This window comes from Lactobacillus kimbladii (genome assembly GCF_000970755.1).
GTDB classification, from domain to species: Bacteria; Bacillota; Bacilli; order Lactobacillales; family Lactobacillaceae; genus Lactobacillus; species Lactobacillus kimbladii.
Genome location: NZ_KQ034007.1, coordinates 1,459,638 through 1,476,746, shown reverse-complemented (window position 1 = coordinate 1,476,746; position 17,109 = coordinate 1,459,638). Strand labels below are relative to the sequence as shown.

General features: G+C 36.4%; 13 protein-coding genes, 2 tRNA genes and 1 pseudogene. 14 read left to right on the top strand and 2 right to left on the bottom strand.

The window, feature by feature from the left end; all coding sequences use genetic code 11:
• Positions 1-18: 18 nt before the first annotated feature.
• Positions 19-726: a cyclic di-AMP binding protein CbpA gene (cbpA, locus tag JF75_RS07440; protein WP_046332474.1), complete on the bottom strand. Its 708-nt coding sequence runs from the start codon at positions 724-726 to the stop codon at positions 19-21.
• A gap of 222 nt (positions 727-948) precedes the next feature.
• Here cbpA and pth point away from each other — a divergent pair, with 222 nt between their 5' ends.
• From pth to lysS, 11 genes are all read left to right on the top strand, one after another.
• The gene (gene pth / locus JF75_RS07435) at positions 949-1,515 is read left to right on the top strand and encodes an aminoacyl-tRNA hydrolase (RefSeq protein WP_046332473.1); all 567 of its coding nucleotides are present in this window, start codon (positions 949-951) and stop codon (positions 1,513-1,515) included.
• Positions 1,516-1,517: 2 nt separating this feature from the next.
• On the top strand, positions 1,518-5,012 hold the full coding sequence (gene mfd / locus JF75_RS07430; protein ID WP_046332472.1) for a transcription-repair coupling factor: 3,495 nt from the start codon (positions 1,518-1,520) through the stop codon (positions 5,010-5,012).
• A gap of 10 nt (positions 5,013-5,022) precedes the next feature.
• Entirely contained in the window at positions 5,023-5,265 is a 243-nt protein-coding gene (locus tag JF75_RS07425; RefSeq protein ID WP_034981430.1) for an RNA-binding S4 domain-containing protein, read from the top strand.
• Between the two features lie 75 nt (positions 5,266-5,340).
• Positions 5,341-5,718: an FtsB family cell division protein gene (locus JF75_RS07420; protein WP_046332974.1), complete on the top strand. Its 378-nt coding sequence runs from the start codon at positions 5,341-5,343 to the stop codon at positions 5,716-5,718.
• Positions 5,718-6,083, top strand: coding sequence for a S1 RNA-binding domain-containing protein (locus tag JF75_RS07415; protein ID WP_046332471.1), 366 nt, complete (start codon positions 5,718-5,720; stop codon positions 6,081-6,083). The genes JF75_RS07420 and JF75_RS07415 overlap by 1 nt, the downstream gene beginning before the upstream one ends.
• Entirely contained in the window at positions 6,073-7,329 is a 1,257-nt protein-coding gene (tilS, locus tag JF75_RS07410) for a tRNA lysidine(34) synthetase TilS (protein WP_046332470.1), read from the top strand. The genes JF75_RS07415 and tilS overlap by 11 nt, the downstream gene beginning before the upstream one ends.
• A gap of 86 nt (positions 7,330-7,415) precedes the next feature.
• Positions 7,416-9,674, top strand: coding sequence for an ATP-dependent zinc metalloprotease FtsH (ftsH, locus tag JF75_RS07405; protein WP_084605754.1), 2,259 nt, complete (start codon positions 7,416-7,418; stop codon positions 9,672-9,674).
• A gap of 47 nt (positions 9,675-9,721) precedes the next feature.
• A complete protein-coding gene (gene hslO / locus JF75_RS07400; RefSeq protein WP_046332469.1) occupies positions 9,722-10,600 on the top strand; it encodes an Hsp33 family molecular chaperone HslO in 879 nt (292 codons plus the stop codon).
• A gap of 173 nt (positions 10,601-10,773) precedes the next feature.
• Positions 10,774-11,400 carry a histidine phosphatase family protein gene (locus JF75_RS07395; protein ID WP_052726889.1) on the top strand — a complete coding sequence of 209 codons (627 nt, stop codon included), beginning with the start codon at positions 10,774-10,776 and terminating at the stop codon, positions 11,398-11,400.
• 112 nt (positions 11,401-11,512) lie between these two features.
• Positions 11,513-12,532: a tRNA dihydrouridine synthase DusB gene (dusB, locus tag JF75_RS07390; RefSeq protein WP_046332468.1), complete on the top strand. Its 1,020-nt coding sequence runs from the start codon at positions 11,513-11,515 to the stop codon at positions 12,530-12,532.
• A gap of 17 nt (positions 12,533-12,549) precedes the next feature.
• Positions 12,550-14,091: a lysine--tRNA ligase gene (lysS, locus tag JF75_RS07385; RefSeq protein ID WP_046332467.1), complete on the top strand. Its 1,542-nt coding sequence runs from the start codon at positions 12,550-12,552 to the stop codon at positions 14,089-14,091.
• 85 nt (positions 14,092-14,176) lie between these two features.
• Here lysS and JF75_RS07380 read toward each other — a convergent pair whose 3' ends face one another.
• The gene (locus JF75_RS07380) at positions 14,177-14,995 is read right to left on the bottom strand and encodes a DUF2785 domain-containing protein (RefSeq protein ID WP_046332466.1); all 819 of its coding nucleotides are present in this window, start codon (positions 14,993-14,995) and stop codon (positions 14,177-14,179) included.
• A gap of 195 nt (positions 14,996-15,190) precedes the next feature.
• Here JF75_RS07380 and JF75_RS07375 point away from each other — a divergent pair.
• The 3 genes and pseudogenes from JF75_RS07375 to JF75_RS07365 all read left to right on the top strand — a co-directional run.
• Positions 15,191-15,262, top strand: a tRNA-Gly gene (locus JF75_RS07375).
• A gap of 43 nt (positions 15,263-15,305) precedes the next feature.
• Positions 15,306-15,379: transfer RNA gene (locus JF75_RS07370), tRNA-Pro, on the top strand.
• Positions 15,380-16,236: 857 nt separating this feature from the next.
• Positions 16,237-17,109, top strand: a pseudogene (locus JF75_RS07365) (ISL3 family transposase); the annotation flags it as partial.

The window sequence follows — 17,109 nt, the reverse complement described above, 5'->3', positions numbered from 1 at the left end:
ACTTTATAATGATGACATTTAATTGTTATTTTCTTGATTGATATAAACACCAGGATTTTCATCACTCATCAGTGTCATTCCAGCTTGAAGATCCTCAATTTCAGCAACAACATAACTTTTACGTTCAAGTCGTCTAACAATCTCTTTTAAGGTATCTTCAGTAAGTCCTGCTGGTAATGTAAACAAGATACGTCTCACAGCATTGTTTGTTTCACCAGCTGTGGATGCATCAAGACTCATCACACCTGCTATTGCACAAAATTTACTGATAATTTTGGTCATTTTAGCCAAATTACCACGAGAATTATCAGTTAACACTGTAAGTACATATGATCCTGTCTTTACATTCCAAGCATCTGATAACATGTCAAGCAGTCTTGAGTGGGTTAAAATACCATAAAATTTATTGTCTTCATCTAGGACTGAAATATAAGGTAAGTCTTTAATTGTGAAGAAAACTTTAAAAAATGGTGAATTAACCTTGATGGTTTTAGTAGCATTTTTTAATAAATATGTAACTGGCAGGCTCATGTCCTTACCCTGAGATTTATGCCGGTAAATGTGCATTTTATAAATATTACCGCGGAAAATAGTGCCGGTATCATCTAAAATCGGTACACACCTAAACCCCGAATCTTCCAAAATTTTTAATGCTTCTTCAAGCGTAGCGTGTTCGTTAACTGTTGTTAAGTAATCTTTTTTAATAACTAAAGATTTGATAAGCATGAAACTGCCTCCGTTGTAAAAATAATCCCAACAATTATATCATAAACAAATCAAGGATTAAATAAATATGAAAGGAAAATAACTATTCAAAATGATTTTAGCACTTGCAGTACAATTTAAAAAGCTAAATTAGCTAATGAAATCAAAGTGTAATAGTCTTTGAAAAAATTAAAGCAGCTGATTGTGCTATCATTATTACGATAAAAAATAAGGGGAAATTTGATGAAAATTATAGCAGGTCTGGGCAATCCAGGCAAAAAATATGACGGAACAAAACATAATACTGGCTTTATGGCCTTAGACCATTATTTACAAGAAAATAACTTAAGCCTTGAAAGAGAAAAGTTCGAAGGAAAGTATACGAAGCAAAAGATCGCTGGCGCTGATGTTATCTTGCTGGAACCACAAACTTTTATGAATGATTCAGGAAGATCTGTTGCGCAATTTGCCCGCTTTTTTAAAGTAGATCCACAGGATATTTTGATTATTCATGATGATATGGACATGCCTTTAGGGAAAATCCGCATCCGTGCAAATGGCAAATCTGGAGGTCATAATGGTATTAAAAGTATTATACGTGATCTGGGCACTAACGACTTTAACAGGCTGAAAATTGGTATTAGACATCCAAATAATGTTACAGAAGCCAGCGTCGTTTCATGGGTTTTATCACAATTTAATACTGAACAAAAAACGTTGATGGATGAAGCTTTTACAACGGCTAGTGAAGTCATAACTGACTTTATTGCTGGAAAAAACTCACAGTATTTAATGAACAAATATAATTAAAAATGCGTTTAACAAATATTATCGAAAAAGATCATGATCTGATAAATTTTATTGCCAATGTTAGCAAAGTAAAAAATTCTTTAATCACCGGAGCAAATGCCGGTGCTTTTGACTTGCTCTTATGTCAAATAGTAAAGACTCTAAATGAGCCGTTAATTTTGCTGGAGGAAAACGAAAATAAAGCACAAAAAATTTACAGTGAATTAAATGCTATTATGCCGGAAGATAGTGTGCAAATTTTTCCAGTAGACGCTTCAATTGCAACTCAAACTGCTGTTACTTCACCTGATGAATTAAGCAGTCGCATTCAGGCACTTAATTTTTTATTGAGTCGAAAAGCGGGTATTGTTGTTGCTACCCCGCAGGGACTGCAATATAAGTTGTCTGCTCCGGTAAAATATGGGGCAGCAAGACGTCAATTTGCGCCAGAGAATGAATATGACCTATCAGAACTGACTAACTGGCTTGTGCAGGTAGGATTTCAGCGAGAAAATTTAGTAGCTAAGCCAGGGGAGTTTGCGTTACGGGGAGATATTTTGGATGTGTATCCTCTTGATAGAGAAAATCCAGTTAGAATTGAATTTTTTGGTGACGAAATTGATACCATTAAGGAATTTGATTTAGCCAGTCAACGCAGTCAAAAACAAATTGACGAAATTGTTGTAACTGCTGCCCAAGATCGGGTCTTTTCTGCTAATAATTTCAAACAAGCAGCACAAGAGATAAAAAAGGCTATAGCAGATTCTCCTGCACCTGAAAAAGATGTTAATAATCATTTTGCAGAATCCCTAGATGAATTGGAGAATGGTTCTTTACCACAAAATTATGCTTTTTTGACTGATTTTTTAATAGCTGAACCTAAGAATTTATTAGATTATTTGTCAGATTCAGGCATAGTGATGCTGGATGACTGGCCTTTAATTGAGCAGGCTGTTAAGTCTGTAGATGAACAAAACGCCGGTTTTATTGATGATGAATTAAAAACTGGAGCAATGATCCCGGGACAGGAATTGCGCAGTGACTTTCATAAAAATTGGTCACAAGACCAACATAATCATATTTATTTTTCATTATTTCAGCGCAGTATCGGCCGTATAAAACTAGGACAGTTATTTGATTGGCAGACTAGAGAGCCTCAGCAATTTTTCAGCCAAATGCCTTTGATCAAGTCTGAAATAGAGTCATATCAGAAAAAAAGTCAGACAGTTATTTTACAAGCCGATAACAACAAAAGGGCCAAACAAATTAGTCAAACAATGGCTGAGTTCGGCATGGATGTCCCTGTTGTACAGTCAAACGACTTAATGGAAAATCAAACTCAAATTTGTGTTGGCGGTTTTGCCAGTGGCTTTAGTTTGCCTAATAATAATCTAGTTTATTTAACTGAGCGAGAACTTTTTAATAAGGTATCTCACCATAGTCGACGAATTAAAACTATGGAGAATGCTCAAAGATTGCGGAGTTACACTGAACTAAAGCCAGGAGATTATGTTGTTCATGTTAATCACGGAATTGGACGCTTTGAAGGAATAAAAACGTTAGAAAACAATGGTGTAAAAAGAGATTATATTACCATTACTTACCAGCATGGTGATCAGTTATTTGTTCCAGCAGATCAGCTAAAACTGGTGCAAAAGTATGTTTCTTCAGAGGGCAAGAGGCCACACGTCAATAAACTTGGTGGTAGTGAGTGGGCCAAGACCAAGAGTAGAGTACAATCTAAAGTTGAAGATATAGCCGATGAACTAATTGATTTGTATGCAAAAAGAGAATCAGAAAAGGGGTTTGCTTTTTCAAAGGACGATGACCTGCAGCGACAATTTGAAGATGCTTTTCCTTATGTTGAAACGCCTGATCAGCTGCGCTCAATTAAAGAAATTAAGCACGACATGGAGCAGGAAAAACCGATGGATCGTTTGCTTGTGGGGGATGTAGGCTTTGGAAAAACAGAAGTTGCTTTAAGAGCAGCGTTTAAGGCAATAGAAGATAACAAGCAAGTGGCTTTTTTAGTACCTACAACAATCTTGGCGCAACAGCATTATGAAACGATTCAGGACAGGTTTAAAAATTTTCCCGTTAATTATGCTGTCCTTTCCCGTTTTCAAACACCCGCTGAAGCTAAAAAGATAACAGAAGGACTAAAAGAAGGCAAAATTGACTTAGTAGTGGGAACGCACCGTTTGCTTTCAAAAGATGTAAAGTTCAAAGACTTAGGCTTGCTCATTGTTGATGAAGAACAAAGATTTGGCGTTAAGCATAAAGAAAGGCTAAAAGAACTGAAAGCCAATATTGATGTTTTAACTTTAACTGCAACGCCAATTCCACGGACTTTGCACATGTCAATGATTGGCGTGAGAGACTTGTCAGTCATGGAAACCCCACCATCTAATCGTTATCCTATTCAAACTTACGTGATGGAGCAAATACCAAGCGTGGTTAAGGAGGCTTGTATGAGGGAAATTGCGCGCGGTGGCCAAGTCTTCTACTTGCATAATCATATTGGTGACATCGATGATGTGGTAACAGAATTAGAGAACCTAATGCCGAGTGTTAGAATTGTTAGTGTACACGGCCGTATGAGCAAAAATCAAATGGAAGATATTCTGTATCGGTTTTTAAACAGAGAATTTGATATTTTAGTTACCACAACAATCATCGAAACTGGTATTGATATGCCTAATGTCAATACTATGTTGATTGAAAATGCAGATCACTATGGTTTAAGTCAGCTATATCAATTGCGTGGCAGAATCGGACGCAGTGCTCGTTTAGCATATGCTTATTTTTTATACCAGCCTAATAAAGTTTTAACTGAAGTCGGTGAAAAAAGGTTGGATGCGATTCGCGATTTTACTGAACTGGGTTCTGGTTTTAAAATTGCCATGCGAGATTTAGCAATCCGTGGAGCTGGCAATATGTTAGGAGCACAGCAGCATGGCTTTATTGATAGTGTTGGATATGATTTATATTCTCAAATGCTGTCAGATGCAATTAAAAACCGTAAAAGTAAAAAGAAAGTCAAAAAAAGCAATGCTGAAATCAATTTAGGGCTTGAAGCATATATTCCTGATCAATATATTAGCGATCAGGAGGAAAAAATTGAGTTTTATAAAAAGATCAAAACGGCTGGTACTGCTGATATTGAACAAATTCAAGACGAATTAATTGATCGTTTTGGCAATTATCCTGAGCCGGTAGAAAATCTGCTAGCTGTTTCACAACTAAAAGCTGAAGCAGATTTGGCTCAAGTACGTAACATAACTAAAGTTAATGATCATGAAGTAAAAGTTGAGTTTGCTAAAGAAGCATCTAGTGAATTGCAGGGTCCAAATATTTTCAAAGCTCTAGAACATGTATCATATAAGGTTAAAATCAGTCTCTCTCCAACAAAAAGACTAGTTGTATTGTTGGAATTGCCTGAAAATAGCCATCACCGGCAATTATTTGCTAATTTAGTAACATTTATGTCGGCAGTCAGTGATATCATACAAAAATAAGGAGAAAGAAATGAGAATTGATAAATTTTTAAAAGTTTCAAGATTAGTTAAAAGGCGTCCAATAGCTAAAGAAATGGCTGACCAAGGTCGAATCAAGGTAAATGATCATGTGGTTAAGTCCAGCTATGATGTCAAAATTGGAGATATTATTGAAGTTGGATATGGCTCAAAAGAAGTCAAAGCAAAAGTCTGTGCTATTAAAGAAACTACGAAAAAAGCTGAAGCAAGTGAATTATACGAATTGATAAATTAGTTTTTATCTTTAATGACATTTATAAGTGGTCTTGTTATAATTAAAATAGTATTTGTTTTGGTAATAGAGGTCAAAATTATGAACGGTCCACGTATATATAATTCACTTAGTCCGGAAGAGCAGGTTGCTCGTCTGAAACGTAAACAGGAAAAAAGAGCAAAAGAAGTACATCGTGTTAGGCGCAATCGTATTATCGCAGTTTTTGTGGCTATTTTCGCATTTTTAGGAGTACAAATTGGAGTTACTCATGCTCAAACTGAGCATATTAATAGTCAAGTACAAACTTCTAAAAAGGCTCTTAAAAAAATAAACAATCAAAAGCAGGTTTTAATAACAAAAAGAAACGATTTGAAAGATCCTGATTACGTGGCTAAACTAGTGCGGTTCAAATTTTTGTATTCTAAACCAAACGAAACAATTTACAATTTACCTGAAGGAAAAAATAATAATTAATGAAATACCAAGTTGGACAGAGAGTGACAGGAACTATTAATAACATTAGTGACTTAGGCATTTTTGTTACGCTTTCTCATCATAAGACGGGATTAGTTCATCATAGTGATTTTGGCAATAATTGGTTACGTGAAAAAAGCAATTATCATGTTGGTGAGCAGATACGACTAGTAATTATTCATAACTATAAAGGTAAAATTGGACTCTCTAAAATGAGAGTTAATGATCCCGATTTAATTGATCATACTAATTCTTTTTCAGACACTAAAAAAGCTGATTTTACCAGAGTATTGTCTACAACAGTATCTGATGCTAAAAAAGAAATCAAAAAATTAGAAAAAGATTTGATTAGTTATGCAAATTGATAACTTTTTTAAAGAAAATCATTTGCCATTAACCGGTAAAACCCTTGTTGTTGCAGTTAGTGGAGGACCAGATTCTTTAGCCCTGCTTGATCTGCTTTATCAAATAAAGAAACGATATCATTTTAAGTTGATATCAGCCCATTTAGACCACCAGCTCAGACCTGATTCTTTGGAAGAGGAAAAAGTGATCTCTGCGTACTGCGTGAATAAAGGCATTCAGTCAGTTAACGGAATTTGGCCTCAAAATTTACATCCTGCTACTGGGATAGAAGCTGCTGCCAGAAAGTACCGCTATAATTTTTTGGTAAAAGTGATGCAGCAACATCAGGGCGATTACTTATTAACAGCACATCATATGGATGATTTGCTTGAGAATATTTTGCTTAAGTTTATACGCTCTGGTTATCCTAGTGAAATGAACAGTTTAAAGCCAATTAGCAAAATTCAAGGTATGACTTTATTAAGACCACTTTTAAGTAAGAAAAAAGAAGACTTATTGTTATACGATCATAAGCGGCAAATATCTTATGTGATTGACAAGACCAACAATGAAGATGATACCTTGCGTAACAAGCTGCGTCATCATGTGATTCCATTGCTCAAAAAGGAAAACAAGCAAGTTGGTCGTAATGCTCTCAGATTTAGCCAACAAGTTAGTTTATTAACTGCAATAGCAAATAACAGTTTTGCTCAGTTAAAGCAACCGGAACCTTTTTTAGGTATAGCCTACCGTTTGGAAATAAGTGCTTTAGAAGATTTGAGCAATGAAGAAAAAACTGCATTTTGGCAAAACTTTATTTGGCATAAGTGGCATGAACGCGTTAATAAGAATTTAGCCAATTTCACTTTAATTGCTTACCAAGGCTTTTTTTATCTTTTTAATAAATTACCTGTTTTGCCGATAACCCAAAAAGTCAATGTGGGTCAAAAGTTTTCTTTTAATAATCGTAAATTTTTGCTTTCACTTAAATCAGAAGAGTCCCTAAAATTAATTGGTCAATTTTTTGCAGAAAATAAAAAACAAATTAATGTAGGTTCAATCAGACCCGGAACAAAATTGTTATTACAAAATGGCAATCATGCAAGGAGTAAGAAAAAATTTGCTCAAAGTAGTATTCCAAATATATTGCGCCCCTATTGCTTAACTATTTATGCTGGTGATAAAGTCGTTTTTATTGAAAGAACATACTCTAATCAAATGGTCAGTTCTAATGAGACAAATTACTTTTTGTATGAAGACATTTAATAAGAAATTTTAAATTATTAGAGCACAACCTAAATTTGTGATAAACTTTTATTCGTATATCTCTAGAAACTTTGTGGAGGTTTTTTATGAAAAATAACCGGAATCGGCTGTTTTCAAATGGTCTTTTCTATATAGTTGTTTTTCTCTTGTTATTAGGAGGAATCAACTGGGCACTTGGTGGATCAGATAATTCTGGCAGCAGTGAAAATATCAGCTACTCTGAATTTGTCAGTGATTTGCGCAAGGGAAAAGTTAAGGATTTTAACATTCAACCTGCAAATGGTGTTTATACTGTTTCAGGTAGTTATAAGGAAACACAGGAAAGTAAAAGCCAGTCAAAAAACAGTTTTGACTTTTTTAATGGCAATTCAGGCTCAAAAGTATCACGTTTTTCAACTACAATGTTGCAAAACGATTCAAGCGTGTCTAAAGTTCAAGATTTAGCTCAAAAGAGCAGCACTAAGATGACGACTCAAGGGGAGTCACAGTCTGGTAACTGGATTTCCACAATTGTGATGCTGGTGCCAACTATTCTCTTCATTGTGATGCTTTGGATGATGGTCAGTCAAAGCGGCGGTGGCCGAGGCGGCAATGGCGGCATTATGAACTTTGGGCGCTCTCATGTAAAACCTGAGGATCCCAAGAAAAATAAAGTTCGTTTTTCTGATGTTGCTGGTGAAGAAGAAGAGAAACAGGAATTAGTAGAAGTAGTTGAATTTTTAAAGAACCCAGCTAAATTTACTAAGCTTGGTGCTAAAATTCCTTCGGGTGTTTTACTTGAGGGCCCTCCGGGTACTGGTAAAACGTTGCTTGCTCGTGCCGTAGCGGGCGAAGCGAATGTACCATTCTTCTCAATCTCAGGTTCTGACTTTGTTGAAATGTTTGTCGGTGTTGGTGCCAGTCGTGTACGTGATCTGTTTACCAATGCTAAGAAAAATGCTCCAAGTATTATATTTATTGACGAAATTGATGCCATTGGGCGTAGACGTGGCGGCAATGCCAGTGGCGGTGGCAATGATGAACGTGAACAAACTTTAAACCAGTTGTTAGTTGAGATGGATGGTTTTGAAGGTAACGAAGGCGTAATCGTTATTGCAGCTACTAACCGTTCCGACGTCTTAGATCCGGCTTTACTAAGGCCGGGTAGATTTGACAGAAAAATCTTGGTTGGAACTCCTGATGTTCGTGGTCGTGAAGCTATTTTACGTGTTCATGCCAAAAACATGCCTCTGGCTGATGATGTTGACTTAAAGGAAATTGCTCGCCAGACGCCAGGCTTTGTCGGTGCCGACTTGGCCAACCTACTTAACGAAGCCGCTCTACTTGCGGCAAGACGTAATGGCACAAATATTACTGCTGCTGATTTGGATGAAGCAGAAGATCGCGTTATTGCTGGTCCTGCCAAGAGAAATAGCTTGATTTCTCAAAAAGAAAGGCGTCGAGTTGCCTTCCATGAAGCCGGTCACTCTATTTGCGGGTTAGTTTTAAGTGATTCAAGAACGGTACGTAAAGTAACTATTGTTCCCCATGGCAGGACAGGTGGTTATAACTTGATGTTGCCTAAAGATGACCAGTTCCTGTTAACCAAGAAACAGTTAATGGAACAAATCGTTGGTTTAATGGGTGGCCGTGCCGGTGAAGAAGTGGTAGTTGGTGATCAATCAACAGGTGCTTCTAACGACTTCGAGCAAGCAACACAAATTGCCCACAGTATGGTAGTTAATTACGGAATGACAGACTCATTAGGAATGGTAGAACTGGAAAAAGAAGGCGAAACCAATCCGTATGGCTTTAAACCATATAGTGAAGCAACTTCTGCCAAAATTGATGAAGCAGTTAAGAAGCTACTTGACGAAGCTCACGCTAAAGCAGTTGAGATTGTGAAAAATAATCGCGAAAAACATCGCATTATTGCTGAAGCTCTGCTTAAGTATGAAACTTTAGATGAAAAGCAGATTATGTCTTTGTACACAACAGGCAAGATGCCTGAAAAGACCGAACAGGAATATCCTAGTGAATCAAAGGCTTCAACTTATGAAGAAGCTAAAGCAGCTGCTGAAAAGAAAGAAAATCAATCTCAGAAAAAGAACACTGTAAATTCTGAAAAGGCACAGGAAGAAAGAGATAGCTCTTTGGAATCACCTGCCCAAAAGAATGAGGAAGCAGAAGAAAGTAATCCTGAGAATCCAGAAAAGAATGAATTTCCAAAAGAATCAGAGCTAGATAAAGAAGAAAAAGAGCATGAGTTAAATTCTTCAGAATCTAAAAATGAAGATTCTACAGGAAAGCAAAATTCTAATGATACCGATCAGTCACCTAGTGAAAATGATCATCCTCAAGAGTAATATTTAATAGAGCCTACAATTAGGCTCTATTTTTTTAGGAGAATAAAATGAATGATTATTTAGTTAAAGCAATTGATAAATCAAAAAACTTGCGTCTGTTAACAATAACTGCCAAAGGTTTGGTTCAAGAGGCACAAACTCGCCATGACACTTGGTCAGCTTCTTCTGCTGTTCTTGGACGTAGTTTAATAGCAGGGGTTTTACTAGCAGGAGCAGAACTAACCGATAAGGAAGAACTGACTATCAGACTATTAGGCAATGGACCTGTGGGCCCCACGATTGTGACAGCCAAATCAGATTTAACTGTTAAGGGTTATGTTAAAAATCCTCACATTGCATTACCACCAAAAAAGAATGGTCATATTGATGTTAAAAAAGCAGTTGGCGAAGGGTGGCTTGAAGTAACTAAAGACTTGGGCTTAAAAGAGCCCTATACGGGTCAAGTACCTATTGTTTCTGGTGAAATTGCTGAAGATATTGCCTATTATTTAACAAAATCAGAACAAATACCTTCAGCTGTTGGTTTATCTGTATTTGTTAACCTTAATAATACTATCGGTGAAGCAAGTGGATTCATGCTACAAGCATTGCCTGGTGCAACAGATAGCTTAATTACGAAAACTATTGATCGCATCAACAATTTACCTGCGCTTTCTACGGCATTTTTAGATGGTTTGACTCCTGAAAAATTGGCAGCTATGATTCTAGGCGATGACTGTAAGATTTTAGAAAAAGATGAAGTTGCCTTCAAGTGTGATTGTTCTAAGGAAAAATATGGTAAGATTTTAGCAACAATGAAGAAAAGTCAAATCGAAGCCATGATAAAAGAAGATCACGGAGCAGAGCTGACTTGTAGTTTTTGTGGCAATAAATACCACTACACAGAAGATGAATTAAAAACTATTTTGTCTAAAAAGGCTGATTAATATTGTTCATTTTGCCACTAGAATGCAGTTTTATTGATTTTAAATTAAATATTGGGTTGAAAAATGATTTGGAAATACTAAAAATAGTATTATAGTTTTTAAGATTAAAGATGCGGTCAGTACCAATTTTGCTATAATGAAAGAGATGAATGAAAAGAAAAGGAGAAAAATAAATGCTGAATGTGTATATTGTTCGTCATGGCCAAACAGATACTAATAAAACTTTTGGTATTAACGGGTCAGGAACAAATCTACCACTGAATGAAAAAGGTAAAAAACAGGCAGAAAACTTAAGAGACAGTTTTGACATTAATAAAATTGATTGTGTATATAGCAGCCCTTTAAAAAGAGCCCGTGAAACTGCAGAAATTTTAAACCATGGCAAGCATGAAATTATTGTTGATGACAGATTATCTGAAATGAATTACGGCAACTGGGATGGTCAAGATGTACATGATATAATTGCTAAATATCCGCAAGTATTTGATGAATTAGGCTATTTTAAAGAAAATTATAGTGATTATTGTTCAGGAGAAACTTACCAACATTTGGCAGATAGATTAATGGATTTCTGGCATGACTTAATCAATAATCACAAAGACGAGTCAGTTTTATTAGTCTTTCACGGAACAGCTTCACGTTCATTGGTTCAGAATGTTTTAGGCATCCCCAAAATAACTTTGGTTGGTGAAATACAAAATGCTGGTGTAATTAACATTTCAGTTGATGAAGCTAGCCAAAAACCGTTTTTGCGTTATTATAATAGAGTTGCACCTGGAAAATTTTTTATCGAAAAGTAATTAAAGATTTATATAGATATCAAGGTTAACTTTTTGTTACGAAAAGTACCATGAATTTTGCTTATAGAATCCTTTTTGTTAAGATATTATGGTGTTTTGAAAGGGTGATTTAGTGGATAACAGTTGGAAAATTCGTGATATAACTATTCCCAATCGTGTTGTGGTGGCGCCAATGGCTGGAGTGTCAAATTCTGCCTTTAGAATGATTTGTAAAGAATTTGGGGCTGGTTTAGTTGTCTGTGAAATGATTTCAGATCATGGCATTATTTATCGTAATAAGAAAACTATGTCAATGATGAAGGTTGACCCGCAAGAACATCCTATGAGTATTCAAATATTTGGTGGTACTGAAGATACTTTACTTGAAGCAGCACAATATATTGACCAACATACTGCTGCTGATATTATTGATATTAATATGGGATGTCCGGTTCCTAAAGTAACGAAAACAGATGCGGGATCTAAATGGCTGCTTGATTCTAATAAAATTTACCAAATGGTACATAAAGTTGTCCAAAATGTGCAAAAACCAGTTTCTGTCAAAATGCGCATTGGCTGGGATCGCAAGCATATTTTTGCAGTAGAAAATGCTTTAGCTGCTCAGGAAGCCGGTGCCAGCATGATCGCAATGCATGGCAGAACCCGTAAGCAAATGTACATGGGAGAAGCTGATTGGGAAACGTTACACGATGTAGCTCAAATGCTTGACATTCCTTTTGTGGCTAACGGTGATATAACGACGCCAGAATTAGCTAAAAAAGCTTTGGATGAGATTGGATCAACTGCAGTTATGATAGGTCGGGCAGCCTTGGGCAATCCTTGGATAGTTAAAAATATGGTGCACTATTTAGAAACCGGTGAGAAACTCAAACCGCAGACTGTCCGTGAAAAGGTTGCTACAGCTAAACACCAATTAAAAGGTTTAGTTGAATTAAAAGGGGAAAAGATTGCAGTTCCTGAATTTCGCCAGCAAGCAGCCTACTATTTAAAGGGAGTTCCCCGTTCTGCACGTACTCGTGCTAAAATAAATGAGGTTTGGACGGCACAAGAAGTTTATGATTTGCTTGACAATTTCGTTGATGATTATGAAAAAAGGCAAAAACAAAGGGCTGTCAGAAGTGAAGTAAATTAATAATGGAGGAAATGTAATTGGCTAAAAATGAAATGAATGACCAATTAATCGTTCGACGCCAAAAATTAGACGAATTAAGAGAAAATGGTATCGAACCTTTTGGAATGAGAAAGTTTGATCGGCAAGACTTAGCGCGGTCTTTGAATGAAAAATATTCTCAAGATGATAAAGACGAGCTAAATAAAGAATTGCCTAAGACCAAAATTGCTGGCAGAATGCTGGCTAAAAGGGGTAAAGGTAAAGTTGGTTTTGCGGATCTCTATGATCGGACAGGCAAAATACAGATTTATGTTCGTAAGGACATTGTCGGTGAAGACAATTATAAGATCTTTAAGAAGTCCGATATTGGTGATTTCTTAGGCATTGACGGTGAAGTTATGAAAACTGATACCGGTGAGTTAACGATTCGCGCAACTCATGTTACCTTTTTATCCAAAGCTTTACGGCCATTGCCTGAAAAATATCATGGTTTAAAAGACGTTGAACAAATATATCGTCAACGTTATCTTGATTTAATTACTAACCGTGAAAGTTACGAGCGTTTTGTAAATCGGACTAAAATTATCCAAGCTATTCGTGACTATCTGAACAGCAAGGACTTCTTGGAAGTTGAAACTCCTGTTTTGCATAACATTCCAGGTGGTGCCGAAGCACGGCCATTTATCACTCATCATAATGCTTTAGATATTGATTTGTACATGAGAATAGCTTTGGAATTACCTTTAAAGCGTTTGATTGTAGGTGATATGGAAAGAGTATACGAAATTGGTCGTGTATTTAGAAATGAAGGCCTTGACACACACCATAACCCTGAGTTTACTGAACTTGAGACTTACTGTGCTTACTGGGATTTCCATGATGTTATGGATGAAGCAGAAGGAATCATTCGTGCAGCTGCCAAAGTTGTATCAGAAGATGGTAAAGTTACTTATCAGGGTACAAACATTGATTTGGGTAAGTCTTTCCGTCGCGTTCATATGGTAGATATGATTAAAGAGAAGACTGGTGTTGATTTTTGGCAAAAGATGAGCGTAGCAGAAGCTACAAAAATTGCTGAAGACCACGATATTAAGGTTGAAAGCTTCTGGAAAGTGGGTCATATCATTAACGCCTTCTTTGAAAAATATTGCGAAGAAACAATTGTTGACCCTACTTTTGTTTACGGTCACCCAGTTGAAATTTCACCATTGGCTAAGAAAAATGCTGATGATCCTCGGTTTACCGATCGTTTTGAAATTTACATTATGGGCGAAGAATACGGCAATGCCTTTTCTGAATTAAATGACCCTGATGACCAGCGCGAACGTTTTGAAGCGCAAATGGCAGAGCGTGAAGCTGGAAACGATGAAGCAGATATGATCGATGAAGATTACCTGCGTGCTATGGAATATGGTATGCCGCCAACAGGTGGTTTGGGCATCGGAATCGATAGATTGGTAATGCTTTTGACAGATGCACCTGCAATCAGGGATGTGCTTTTATTCCCAACAATGCGTCCTGAAAAGGTTGAAGATATTGATCGGGAAGTCAAGGAAGACTTGAAGAAAAAGAGCAAATAATAATTAATCGTTTTGCTAGCACTATAGCAAAGCTAATGACACTACTAAAAAAGAATCCTTCTTTAGGGATTCTTTTTTAGTTTTCCTACAATGTATAACCCATTTTTTCGTTATAGGCAGTTATTTTCGAAAGTAGATTATCTTTAACAGACTGGTTTGAAAAATAAAAATACCAGTTTTGAAGTAATTTGAGCCAGGAACTTAATCGATACCAGCTGATGCGATCATTTTCTGCGAGCTGCTGATAATTTTTTTCGTTATAGCAGTTAATAAACGAATTAAATTCAGCAGTCGGTATTTTACCGAAATGAACGCCTTCAAAACAGGCAAAAGCTAACCGTTGCTCCTCATCATCAATAAACGGTCCTTGCATATTTTGAAAAACCGTTTCAATTATGGCAAAAATATCAGCAGTATTATTTGTTGTAAAATCTGGATGACTTAAAGTAGAGCCTAAAAAGTCGCTACCATGAGCAACGCTGTGAGCCCAGCCTTTATCTTTAACATAACCGCGGAAATCTTTTTCTTCCTTCAAATAGGAAATACTCCAGTTAAAAAGAGTTTTTCGTTCGGTCGCATTTAAAATTGAATGCTTTTTATCGTCATCTAAAATTAGGGAACCCAGTAATGCACTGAATGTTCTGAGAAAAATTAAATCGTTTTCTGGCTGATCGATGCCCTTAAACAGATTTTTTGAATTGATAAAATTGGCAAAAATTTTTGCTTTCTGCTTTGAAGTAAATGAATTTTCAAAAAAGCCACGAGCAAAAAGCGTATAAACAACATCATCACGAAGATGTGGGTCAAGGTTTCCGATATTTTGCAACATATAGTCGATTTGACTATCATCAAAAGTGATTTTACCAGAATCTAAATTAACAAGTTTTTCCAGTTCTTTTTGCAATTCTGTAACCCTCCTTTTTATCTGACAGTGATATGATTTCATATTTGTGTATAACAGAATACTACCTTTTACTAGCAATTATGTTTTAGAAACTCTCAAAAGGCAAGCTTTCCCGTTAAAATACTTATTTTACGGATTTATTTTACTAAAAAAGGTTGCAAAATGAGATTGGTTTGCTATAATGATATTTGTCTTGCGGAAGTAGTTCAGTGGTAGAACATCACCTTGCCATGGTGGGGGTCGCGGGTTCGAATCCCGTCTTCCGCTCTAGAAAAAAGACTCACCAAAAGCGGTGAGTTTTTTTAATAAACGGGAAATAGCTCAGCTTGGTAGAGCGCTACGTTCGGGACGTAGAGGTCGCAGGTTCGAATCCTGTTTTCCCGATAAAGAAGATTTTGCCTTTATATCAGATGGCTTAAACGCTGGTATAAAGGCATTTTTGTTTTTTCAAGTTTTCTGAAACTAGCTCAAAATGAGCTAAAAAACTTCATATTAGACTTCATATTTTTAAGCAGACGTGCAAGTGGGCTAATCTTAGATATTTAGCTAATAGAATAGTTTCATAGTAAAAGGCGTTGATACATCGGTAATTTAGAGGGATGATAAGTCCTTTGAAAGTTGTTCAGAAAATCAAAAAAGAGTTTTAATTGGAGTCTATATACTTGATAAACTCAATCGTGATATAAGTGGAGAATATTGGTTATAAACAATTATGCTATTACTATTTAAAGCACACAGCGATTGATGAGTTTATTGACAATTTTACTAGAGCTCAAAAAAGTATGAATCTTAACCCTTCATTTAAGTTACTAAAATAAGCTGCAATACTATTCTGTGTACTACGACTTTTTTTAAGCCTTTACTTTAGACTAAATTTGCTTTAAGGAAAAACGTTTTGGTTTTTTAAGGTTTTCATTTTCAACAGAACATTCCCCCAATAGCTGAAACGGGTTTTTGCTGCATTGCTACTCCTAATTGAACTCATCACAAAACTTTTGTTGTTTTACATTCAGTTTATGTTTCATATCATTTCATTATCTATCGATTTTTTTGCATAAAAATAGCCGAGTTATTAACTCGACTATATTATTTAAGTGGCTCTATAATTTATCCTGTTGATGACTTATCCATGTGGTAAGCTGTTAATAGGTTTTTTATTGCATAAAAAAGGAGGACATCTTCCTCTTGCTTCTTGTAATAAAATATTAACTTCACCCAATATTTTATAGAAGGTTTGAATTATGTCCTCTTTTAATAATTATATTAAATTTGCTCTTGATATTAAAGATCAAAACATTGTTTTTGAAGATTATTTCTGCCGTTTGGCTAACGGCTATAAGCAGAAGGTTTACCAAGCTGTCTTATTGCAGCCCAGTTGTCCCTTTTGTGGCTCACAGGAGCTGCGGCACAATGGCCGTTTGAAAACCGAAATCCGCTATCCTGCTGCCAATGCCGGTCAGCCAGTCATTATTAGACTTTTTAAGCAGAGAGTCTGGTGTCGCACCTGCAATAAACGCTCAATGGCTCAATCTGACCTGGTAGGCAAATACTGCTGTATTTCCCAGCCTGCAAAGCTTAAAATTCTCAGTGCCTTAACAGAAGACCGTTCAATGACCAGCATTGCCCGGGAAAACAATGTCTCTGTCAATACGGTGCAAAGAGTGCTGGGCTCTTGCTCGCATCAGTTTAATAGCAGCTATGATTATTTGCCGGAGCATCTAGCCTTCGACGAGTTTAAAGGCGTTGACCGCACCCTGCATTTTATTTGTCTTGATGCCGACAAGCACGAGGTGGTGCAGATTCTCCGCACACGCTATAAAAAAGCAATTATAGCCTACTGCAAAAAGTTTTCGCCTGCGGCAAAACAGTTTCTCTGGACCTGAATTTTTACTATCAAGACATTGTACGAGCATGCTTTCCCAACGCTGAGCTTGTGCTTGATCGCTTTCACATGGTACAAATGCTTACGCGTTCCTTCAACTCCCTGCGCGTGCAGGTCATGAAGAAATTCAAAAAGACCAGCAGAGAATACAAACTGCTTAAATCACCGTGGAAACTGTATCTCAAGAAGTACCAGGCACTCGACCAAATTCATCCGCATTACAATTGGAATT

What these genes read in the sequence shown, in the direction of transcription:
- ftsH (WP_084605754.1), top strand. Translation starts at nt 7,416, where the DNA reads ATGAAAAATAACCGGAATCGGCTGTTTTCAAATGGTCTTTTCTATATA.
- JF75_RS07395 (WP_052726889.1), top strand. Translation starts at nt 10,774, where the DNA reads ATGCTGAATGTGTATATTGTTCGTCATGGCCAAACAGATACTAATAAA.
- pth (WP_046332473.1), top strand. Translation starts at nt 949, where the DNA reads ATGAAAATTATAGCAGGTCTGGGCAATCCAGGCAAAAAATATGACGGA.
- tilS (WP_046332470.1), top strand. Translation starts at nt 6,073, where the DNA reads ATGCAAATTGATAACTTTTTTAAAGAAAATCATTTGCCATTAACCGGT.
- mfd (WP_046332472.1), top strand. Translation starts at nt 1,518, where the DNA reads ATGCGTTTAACAAATATTATCGAAAAAGATCATGATCTGATAAATTTT.
- JF75_RS07425 (WP_034981430.1), top strand. Translation starts at nt 5,023, where the DNA reads ATGAGAATTGATAAATTTTTAAAAGTTTCAAGATTAGTTAAAAGGCGT.
- hslO (WP_046332469.1), top strand. Translation starts at nt 9,722, where the DNA reads ATGAATGATTATTTAGTTAAAGCAATTGATAAATCAAAAAACTTGCGT.
- JF75_RS07415 (WP_046332471.1), top strand. Translation starts at nt 5,718, where the DNA reads ATGAAATACCAAGTTGGACAGAGAGTGACAGGAACTATTAATAACATT.
- cbpA (WP_046332474.1), bottom strand. Translation starts at nt 726, where the DNA reads ATGCTTATCAAATCTTTAGTTATTAAAAAAGATTACTTAACAACAGTT.